Genomic DNA, 8877 nt, shown 5'->3' with positions numbered 1-8877 from the left:
ATGTCAATAATTGCAATGCTTTTAGTAATTTTTTAATACAATTTTTAATATCCTTTTGAATTTGTAACTAATAATTTAGCATAACAAGTACTGAAGAACCATAATAATCTCCCTTAATTGGTAAGAGATCACAAATTCAGTTCCCTCATTTGGTACGGAATTCACTTTAATCGAACCACTGTAGTCAATGTGGATAATTCTTCTTAATCAAATCCTATTAAGTGGAATGTGGGTTATAACATTCAGTAATGGAATAATACCTTGACACCGTACTAGGAATATCAACCCATGTCAATTTTAAGAAGAGTTCCTTGGGTGTCCCTGGCGCTAGTGCTGCTTAGTTACAGTACTTTGGGCTGGGTAATATCTGAAGCACATCCTTCTCTGTTTGTGTGGCTGATAACTGTAGTTGCTATCTTGCTTTTAATAGTAACGTTGACCGCTCCTTGGCCGAAGATGACATATTACATTTTGCTTAAATCAAATACCAGGACTTTCGGCGTTGCCGTCTTAGCAGCTTTCTTATTCTTTATCATGATTGCCTGGTTTCAGATATTTCTTGATACCTTACTGATCATTTCAGCGACTATATTAGTCAGGATAGACTTTCAAAGAGCGGGTCTTAGAGAAGGGCTAGCCTTTTCTACTGCATCTATATTTTCATTGGGAGGTTTAGCTTTAGGTGCGTTAATTTACAAGTTAATTTATTCCCAAATTCCGCTAAAGTTATGAAGTAATAGCCAAAAAAGCTAGCAATGCCCTTCTCTACGAGACGCACTCGCGTTCGGCAAGCTCAGGGCATCGCGCTGCGCGTAGCTTGCTTCCACGAAGTGGTACGGCGCAGGTGTAACAGTGAGCCTGTCGAACTGCTCAGGGTAAGACCTGCGATGGGCTGTGCCAAAGCTTCATAACCACTATTGCTTACTCACAACTTTTTTTTTGGATCAGATTCCCCGCTTCTTAAAAAAATTGGTCATCTTGTTCTTCAATACTTGGGTTCAAAATACAGGCTGTTCAAACAGCAGTAGAGAGAGGAAAAAATCCATGATAAAAATTGATACCCAACTAGTGACAACTGCTTTTGTTGCAGATTCTCCTACTTCCTTTGCTCCTCCTTTAGTAGTTAACCCCCAACTACAGCCAATGACAGCAACCAGCACTCCAAAAATAAACCCTTTTAGCAAAATAATAAACAAATCTGACGGTTCTAAAAAATCTCTGATTGATTCTAAAAATGTTTCGGGAATAATTTGGTAAAACTGTGAGCCGGCAAAAACTCCGCCGCTGATGCCCGTAACTAAAGCCAAAATCGTCATCAAAGGCACCATCAAACTACAAGCAATTACTCTCGGAAGTACTAGATAATCAATTGGATCAGTTTTGAGCATATAAAGTGCATCAATTTGCTCTGTTACCCGCATTGCACCTATTTCTGCGGCAAAAGCCGAACCGACTTGTCCCGCCATAATACTAGCGGTCAAAATTGGAGCCAATTCTCGACAAAAAGCTAAGGCAAAAGCCCCTCCCACAGCATTGATAGCCCCGAATCGGGCTAATTCCCTGGTTATCTGAATAGTAAAAATCATTCCAGCAAAACCACTGACAAGGAGAACTGGAGAGATAGAAACTGGACCAGCAGTCACCATGTGTTGGAGAATCTTGCGGTAGTATGTTTTTCCTTGGACTAAATGTAGCCACACTTGACCGAAAAGCAATATTGCCGCAAAACAGCGTATAATTTCAGATTGCTCAAAATTTGTTTTGAATCGCAATTTTATCGTCCTTAAGACTGACTTTTTTTGCACATATATGATCTCAATTCTCTAAAATCAGACTACATATACAAATGGTGGAAACCCAGCCAGATGTAATCTGACTTTCTCAATTAACTAACCTTGAAAGTAGAGGAGGTGTTTGGGCATGGTTCAACTTAGCTTAGTAAATAGCGTCAATATTGTTAAATCCTACACGCTGACGCTACCAGTCGGGTGCTGTATTTTGGGAGATAAAGCAAGGCTACTCAAAAATTCTTCGCGAATTTTCCGGAATCGATAACAACGGGGTGGTAGTACATATCAGAGCATCGATATTATACTGAACCTCTATAACTAACCTTCGGGGAATATAGCCCCATTGTTTCCGCTCAAAAGCCCGGTCTTCATGACCGGGTTTTTGATGTTTATAAGTAATTAGACAGAATTAATTACACAATCACTGTAAGTATCTTTGTTCATTTACTTACCAAGTTGCAGTCCAGCAATTCCGAGTCAGAGCGATCGCCGCTACGCAACACTTATTAAAACTGTCCGCGTATCAAATAAAACTGTTTTCCAGAAACCTTTAAGAGATTTTATCGGTCTGGTTTTCCAAATTATCCAAAAATCTGCCAATGTCATCTTCTGCTCAAGGTATTCCGGGATTACCCGATTTGACGCATCCGATTGAGCTTGTCCAATTTGTTACCCAGGCGCTCAAAGCTTCACTGCTATTAGTATTTTTGCTGATAGCTTTGGGAGTTGCAATCGCTCTGATAAGTTTTTCTCTACGTCGCAACCAGCCAGAACAATTAATTATCATTGGTGAATGGGCGGTTCGTTATTCCCAACTGTTACGGGGATTACAGCATTTAACTCTAGTATTAGTTCTATTGATACCGGGATTTTTTCTCTGTTCAACTTTGAGCAATCGCTATCACTACTGGGAACAAGCAAGGGTGGCTCAAGTCGTCGAAAGTGTCGCAGGTGAAAAGCTCGACCAATCTGCCCCGCAAGTGCGCTACACTACCCAGGAGCCATACACATATACCACCCAAGCCAATGGCAAGATTGTCAAAGTCAATGATACGCGAGAGATTAACCGCTTCTTGACGCTGGGTGGTTCGCAAATTCAAGTCAAACTTGACCAAAGCGTAGATGTTCCAGGTCGCAGCTCAATTTTTCAGGTAAATTATACTGCTGATTATAAAGTAGTTAACCAACTCAAGGATATTAATAATTTCTTTTTTGAAGCACCCCCGCCCAATGGCTATACGCTGCTTGCTAGCTATAAAATCGAGCGTGACAATACTAGGTTACAACAAACCAATCCGGGAGACTATGGTTTTCCCTTCCGGCTGCAACCAGGGGAAGAAACCACCTTTCGAGTCACTTATCAAGCTCAAGGAGGTTCTCGCTGGGTTTATAGTGCAGGGGGACAGTTACTATCTAACTTCCGCCTCACCGCAATTGCTAACTTTGCACCGGCTGATTTTGCCAGTGGTGTTGTACCTAATGAGATTAAAGTTGACGGACGCACTACTCAATTTACTTGGAAGTTTGACGATAATGTTTCAGTCAAAAATCCATTTGGAGTGTTTACCAACACCGACCCTATTCGCCATACGGGAGTAATTCCGAGGCTTTTATTATTAGCACCAGCAATATTTTTGTGGTGGATATTATTGTTATATTTGTCACTACCAATGAGTTTCAGAAATATTGCGATCGCTGGTAGTATTTTCTTTGCTTGTCTGTTGACTTTGACCTATCTATCTCGCGTTATAAATGCTCAGTTGGCTTGGACTTTAATTTCCATCATCTTACTAATTTTAACATGGGGATTGGGAGCAAGTCGCAATGCTTCCCTGGCTGCGATCATTTGCACTATTACTGGAGCAGTATTACCCATCTTTGGATTATTAGTACCATTCAGCGGCCTTACCCTCAGCCTAGCGGGTTTTCTTTCAGCCATCTGGCTAGCAGTTCGTCACTGGTATGGCTGGTATAGTTTGCACCCAGAAGATCAAAGATTGCAGACTCAGAAAAACGCTAAAGATTAGTTGATTCCGCTATGATTAGCGAAGTTTTAGTAAATAGCATTTATGGATAACGATTTACTGGCTTTCTGTGTGGGTGCTGGGTTACTCATTCTCTATCTCATGTTTTCTGCATTAACTGAAATGGGGACTAAACTACCTTGAAAGAAATAAGCAGATGGGGGCTGAGTTGATATATTTATTGTTCGAGAGAGCGCCAAAGGTGCGATCCACAGAAGAACCACATTAAAATTGATCCGGCAACCTTTCTTGAGGTTTCTTTGGGCTATTCCATAAACCATAAATTGTATTAACTACGCGATCGCAAAACTATAATACAATTCGGTAAAATTGGGTAAAGCAATTTTTGCGCTTGTTAAACAAAGGCATCAGCAAACCCATGCAATTGAAACTCAGTGCATCTCAACTTCCCTTCGCCCCCTTCTTGTTAATTGCCCCCTTTTTCCTTTGGGGGACGGCAATGGTAGCCATGAAAGGAGTCATACCCCACACCACACCGCTATTCATGGCGGGAGTGCGTTTGATACCAGCAGGGGTGTTAATTCTGATTGCAACAGCATTCATGGGTAAACCCCAACCGAAAGGTTGGGCTGCATGGCTGTGGATTGCCTTATTTGCTCTCGTAGATGGGACGCTGTTTCAAGGCTTTTTGGCAGAGGGATTAGTCAGAACCAGTGCGGGGTTAGGGTCTGTGATGATTGATTCGCAACCGTTGGCTGTTGCCTTGTTGTCGTTGTGGCTATTCCAAGAACACATTGGTTTTTGGGGATGGCTAGGGTTAGGACTAGGAATCACAGGCATTAGTTTAATTGGTTTACCTGATGAGTGGATTTTACATTTTCTCGACTCAAGCGCAAATATTACAATTGGCAACTGGCAAGATTTGTTTGCTAGTGGCGAGTGCTTGATGCTGTTAGCAGCGCTATCAATGGCAGTGGGAACAGTGTTGATTCGGTTTGTCTGCCGCCATGCTGACCCAGTAAGCGCTACAGGATGGCACATGATTTTAGGTGGATTGCCACTGTGGGGAATTTCATCAGTTGGGGAATCCCAGCAGTGGGAGAATTTAGGAACATCTGATTTAGTGGCTTTGAGTTATGCTACCGTATTTGGCAGTGCGATCGCCTACGGGTTATTCTTCTACTTTGCCTCTAGTGGCAGTCTCACCAGTCTTAGTTCCCTTACCTTCCTCACACCCGTCTTTGCCCTACTATTCGGCAATCTTTTCCTCTCAGAAGTCCTCAGTCCGTTACAGTGGATAGGTGTTTTCCTGACTTTAATCAGTATCTATCTGATTAACCAACGTGATACTTTAGCAGCGCGAAACGATACAATTACTGTCGGCGAAATAGCTAATATACCCCAACCAGTTTTAGAAGCATCTGCTCAAAAATTGAACCCCATAACCCTAGCAGTCAGAGAATCGGAATCAGAAATCTTACCTTAACTCGTTAAAGGGAGATAAGGGAGAATACCCAATGTCCAATAGACATAGGAGTGAAAATTAATTCTGCATTGCTCGAAATCCTTGGTAGGGACAATACCCTGCGGTCAGCTAAAGCTACATGAATTGTCCCTACGTCATTTTCACTCCTATGTTTGATGAAAAATGAAAAATGACAGTTAACATTTGGTCATCTAGAAGCTATTGTGGTATCGAAGACTTCAAAAGCACGTTCAGGCTGAAACTTGCAATATGAGGCTACGCCCTTCCTCAATGTTGATATTTATCTGTTTTTCTTGCCTGGGTTTTTACCCAAATCGCGCAAGTACAGCTACACCTAACCTAGCACCTGAAATTTTAGAACTTGCACAAGCCAGTTCAATAGTTGCTGCTAGTCCGGTTGTTTTGAGTCCCAGTACTCAAGGGTCAGATGTGCAGAGACTACAAACCCAATTAAAGCAGTTGGGATACTACAGTGGCGTGGTAGATGGACAGTACAACGCCAGTACGAAAATCGCTGTAGCTAAATTCCAGAAAGCAAAGGGTTTAAAAGTAGATGGGATTACGGGTTTGGCGACTAAGGTGAGCCTGCAAGCAGCAATGGTGGCCAAAAATCAGATTATCACCTCTCCAATTGTCACCTCGCCTGCTGCGACTTCCAACCCAACTGCAAAACCAAAGCCAACTGAGAGAGGTTTTGTCTGGTGGTTAATATTTGCCATCGGAGTTCTAGGAAGTATTGGCGCACTTGTTTACCTGCTGAGGTGGTTTCGTCAGGTCAAACAAGTGCAAAATTCCGAAATATCAAATATTAAAAGCTTGAGTGAAACTCAGAAACACCCGATATTACCACCTTCACCAGAGACTGCAACTATTCTAGAAACAGCTACGCCACCATTCGCCACACAATTACTGCTACCAGAAAAAACTTCCCGCCTTGCTAAACTTAATATCATTGACGAATTAATTCAAGATTTACGCAGTTCTAACCCAACGAAGCGACGCAAGGCTATTTGGGATTTGGGTCAGCAAGGAGATTCGCGGGCAATTCAGCATCTTGTTGACCTGATGATTGATGCTGATTCTCAAGAAAGCAGTTTAATTTTGGCAGCTTTGGCAGAAATTGGTATCCGCACACTCAAACCGATGAACCGAGCTTTAGCAATTTCAATCCAAGATGAAAGTCCCCAAGTGCGGCAAAATGCGATCCGTGACCTAACGCGCGTTTATGATATGATGAGTCAAATGAGTCAGATGTTGCACCATGCGTTAAATGACCCAGATGCCGATGTGCAAGCAACAGCACGATATGCTTTAACTCAGATGAATCGAATGCGCGGCTTGCCGGAACAACAGAGTCTACCGGAAGATTCGTACAACGATTCACCAGAATAAATAAGTCTAAAAATATATGAACTACCCCGCCCATCTAAGAAGATGGACGAGGTTTCTGACTCTTCATCTCAGACAGTTGCTTAAACCCACCGCAGTGAGCAGAAGTATAGCTATCTAATCCACGTTTATTGGTCGGGTAAGGTTCGAGAGTCACCTCTCTCCCCTCCCCTAATAACCGTGCGTGAGACTTTCGCACTCACACGGCTCAAGCCTTATTTCAAGCGAGATTTAACTTGGGTTTTATGTACCTGCTTATGACACGCTCTGTGCAGGTGCAGAAGGTTTTCCATATCATTTGTTCCTCCTTCTGCCACAGGTACTATGTGATGGATGTCGATTTCCTCTCCATTGAATAAAGGTTCGCCGCATAATGGACATATCCATTTCTGGTTTTCCGCTATCTTGTAAAGCTCAAAGCTTTACAAGATAGCGGGATTTACCATGTTTTTGGTGGCGTTTTTCCCAGTATTCTCTTAAGGTCGGGTCGTCGGGGCTAGCGTCTCCTTTGACTTTTATATGGCGTTCAATGGGTGTGTGTGCTATTTGGTAAAGGAGAAGTTCCTTGTCCTTTCCTCTGCGGTTGCCTGTTGTGCAAGCAAATGTCCATCTGTTGCCTTTAAGCTTTTAACCATCCTTTGATGAGTCCCCGTTTTGGGAAATTTTTCATCATGGTCAGAATGGATTCATGGGCGATGTTATCAAAAAAGCCTTTGATATCAGCTTCTAGAACCCAAGTATCTCTGCCTTTTTGTAATCTATTAAAGGATTGCTCGATTGCATCTTGACAACTTCTACCTGGTCGGAATCCATAGGAATTGGATTCAAAAACAGCTTCCCATTCGGGTTCTAGTGAGTTCTTTACTACTGCCTGTTCGATTCTGTCGCGCACGGTAGGGATTCCGAGCGGTCGTTTCTTGCCGTTAGGCTTAGATATTTCTACTCTTCTAGTTGGTTTGAGGTTTCCCCCTTTCCAGTTGTTTACCAGAATCACCCTTACTTGCGGGGTCAAGGGCGCGTAGGGGTAGCCCAACCCAGGCATCGCACCCTTGAAGATGTAGCATTTACTACTTACTAGTTCCTGCCAAACACACTGCCAAGGGCACGCGCCATATTTTGCGGTTGCATTGCATCCATTGCGGCGGTGGGTTCGTAGCCGCAGTGAACCATACAATCAGCACACTTGGGATTACCACTCTTCTGGCCGTATTGACTCCAGTCAGTTTGTGCCAGTAATTCCTTGAAGGTAGAGTAATAACCTTCGTTCAGCAGATAACAAGGTTTTTGCCAACCGAGAACGCTATAACTAGGGCTACCCCAAGGCGTACATTCGTAGTCTTTCTCACCAGTGAGAAAATCTAAGAATAGCGGATTGTGATTGAAGTTCCAGTTTTTTTCACCAGCTTTCAAGGGAGCCAGAATTTCCCGGAAGAGGGCGCGGGTTTGTTCACGGTGGAGAAAATGATCTTGATCTGGTGCCCACTCGTAACTGTAGCCAGGAGAAATCATCATCCCGTCAGTATTTAGTGTTTCCACAAAGTCGAAAAACTCTTGCATATCTTTGGGTTGAGTACCCTCAAAGATAGTGGTGTTAGTGGTGACACGAAAGCCTTTAGCTTTAGCGGCGCGAATCGCTTTGACAGCAATATCAAAAACACCTTTGCGATCGACACACTGATCGTGCAACTCCCGCATCCCATCTAAATGCACGCTAAAAGTCAGGTAAGGGGAAGGTTGAAACTTATCCAGACTCTTTTCTAACAACAAACCATTGGTACACAAGTAAATATATTTCTTGCGCTCAATTAATCCCCGAACGATTTCACCAATCTGGGGATGCAGCAAAGGTTCTCCCCCAGGAATTGAGACAACGGGTGCGCCGCACTCTTCCACTGCGGTAAAGCACTGTTCTGGGGTGAGATTTTGCTTTAATATCTCCGTTGGATGTTGGATTTTACCACAACCAGTACAGGCTAGATTACACCGAAAAAGAGGTTCTAACATCAATACTAAGGGGAAGCGTTTACGTCCTTTCAAACGCTGCGTAACAAGATACTTCCCAATATCCATAGCTTGTTGTATATTAACTGCCATTGTTGCGATCGCTCCTCTTTTAGATATAAAAACACCACAGGAAAAAGCAAAACCTTAGTCATCGTACAGTAGCACAGCTAAGTAGAGCATTTCCAGAATTAGTAGCTTTTTTAAATGCAGAGGGACGCAAAGG

9 protein-coding genes are annotated in these 8877 nt (G+C 42.9%); 5 read left to right on the top strand and 4 right to left on the bottom strand.

The genetic code is table 11. The features are described 5' to 3' along the window. Nucleotides 1–288: 288 nt before the first annotated feature. Complete coding sequence (locus HWQ38_RS37405; RefSeq protein ID WP_292804635.1) at nt 289–732, top strand: hypothetical protein; 444 nt, start codon at nt 289–291, stop codon at nt 730–732. 23 nt (nt 733–755) lie between these two features. Further along, nucleotides 756–911 carry a hypothetical protein gene (locus tag HWQ38_RS37400; RefSeq protein ID WP_292804632.1) on the top strand — a complete coding sequence of 52 codons (156 nt, stop codon included), beginning with the start codon at nt 756–758 and terminating at the stop codon, nt 909–911. An 87-nt stretch (nt 912–998) separates the two neighbouring features. Here the strand turns inward: HWQ38_RS37400 and HWQ38_RS37395 are convergent, their stop codons facing one another. Beyond that, complete coding sequence (locus HWQ38_RS37395) at nt 999–1772, bottom strand: MlaE family lipid ABC transporter permease subunit (RefSeq protein WP_292804629.1); 774 nt, start codon at nt 1770–1772, stop codon at nt 999–1001. A 617-nt stretch (nt 1773–2389) separates the two neighbouring features. On the opposite strand from HWQ38_RS37395, the gene HWQ38_RS37390 reads away from it, so the two are divergent. From HWQ38_RS37390 to HWQ38_RS37380, 3 genes are all read left to right on the top strand, one after another. After that, nucleotides 2390–3817, top strand: coding sequence for a hypothetical protein (locus HWQ38_RS37390; RefSeq protein ID WP_292804626.1), 1428 nt, complete (start codon nt 2390–2392; stop codon nt 3815–3817). Nucleotides 3818–4193: 376 nt separating this feature from the next. Next, nucleotides 4194–5261, top strand: a complete 1068-nt coding sequence (locus tag HWQ38_RS37385; protein ID WP_292804623.1) for an EamA family transporter — start codon at nt 4194–4196, stop codon at nt 5259–5261. Nucleotides 5262–5510: 249 nt separating this feature from the next. After that, the gene (locus HWQ38_RS37380) at nt 5511–6653 is read left to right on the top strand and encodes a peptidoglycan-binding protein (protein WP_292804621.1); all 1143 of its coding nucleotides are present in this window, start codon (nt 5511–5513) and stop codon (nt 6651–6653) included. 212 nt (nt 6654–6865) lie between these two features. On the opposite strand, the gene HWQ38_RS40705 is transcribed toward HWQ38_RS37380, so the two are convergent. From HWQ38_RS40705 to hpnH, 3 genes are all read right to left on the bottom strand, one after another. Continuing rightward, nucleotides 6866–7033 carry an HNH endonuclease signature motif containing protein gene (locus HWQ38_RS40705; protein WP_366933393.1) on the bottom strand — a complete coding sequence of 56 codons (168 nt, stop codon included), beginning with the start codon at nt 7031–7033 and terminating at the stop codon, nt 6866–6868. A gap of 236 nt (nt 7034–7269) precedes the next feature. Next, entirely contained in the window at nt 7270–7692 is a 423-nt protein-coding gene (locus tag HWQ38_RS37375) for a reverse transcriptase domain-containing protein (RefSeq protein ID WP_292804619.1), read from the bottom strand. Between the two features lie 32 nt (nt 7693–7724). Continuing rightward, nucleotides 7725–8744, bottom strand: coding sequence for an adenosyl-hopene transferase HpnH (gene hpnH, locus HWQ38_RS37370; RefSeq protein ID WP_292804616.1), 1020 nt, complete (start codon nt 8742–8744; stop codon nt 7725–7727). Nucleotides 8745–8877 lie beyond the last annotated feature (133 nt).

This window comes from Nostoc sp. NMS7, assembly GCF_017115085.1.
In the GTDB taxonomy this organism is placed as follows: domain Bacteria; phylum Cyanobacteriota; class Cyanobacteriia; order Cyanobacteriales; family Nostocaceae; genus Nostoc.
This window is presented reverse-complemented; position numbering and strand designations above follow the sequence as displayed.